The organism is Cupriavidus consociatus (assembly GCF_017814975.1).
Lineage (GTDB): Bacteria > Pseudomonadota > Gammaproteobacteria > Burkholderiales > Burkholderiaceae > Cupriavidus > Cupriavidus consociatus.
Window position 1 is genome coordinate 1 of the sequence record NZ_JAGIQA010000173.1, and the last position, 455, is coordinate 455.

1 protein-coding gene is annotated in these 455 nt (G+C 68.4%); it reads right to left on the minus strand.

Annotated features, from left to right (window positions below; all coding sequences use genetic code 11):
- Window positions 1-455 (minus strand): efflux RND transporter permease subunit (locus J8I82_RS37955; RefSeq protein ID WP_209765788.1); only part of this gene is annotated, 455 nt, incomplete at both ends.

Consider the following 455-nt stretch of genomic DNA (forward strand, 5'->3'; position numbering starts at 1 on the left):
GGCGTGGGCACGCGGCCCTTGATCTGCACCACGGTCTCGGTGGACGAGGAGCGCAGCTCGCCCGCGGGCAACTCCTGGTTCTCGTTGCGGATCGCGTTCATCACCTGGTCGACGCCGATGCCCAGCGCTTCCAGCTGCGCGGGACGGATGCGGATCTCGACTTCGCGCCTGGTGCCGCCGACGATATTGATCGCGCCCACGCCGCGCACCGTTTCCAGGCGCTTGCGCACGATCTGGTCGGCAATGGTGGTCAGCTCGCGCTGGCTGCGGCTGGCGCCCGGGGCGTTGGACACCGACAGGTAGAAGATCGGGGCGTCGGACGGGTCGTAGCGCATCACGCGGGGGTCCTTGACCTCGTCGCGGAAGTGCGGGCGGATCAGCGCGATCTTGTCGCGCACGTCCTGCGCGGCCTGGCCGACATCGACGCTCAAGTCGAACTTGATGACGACGACCGA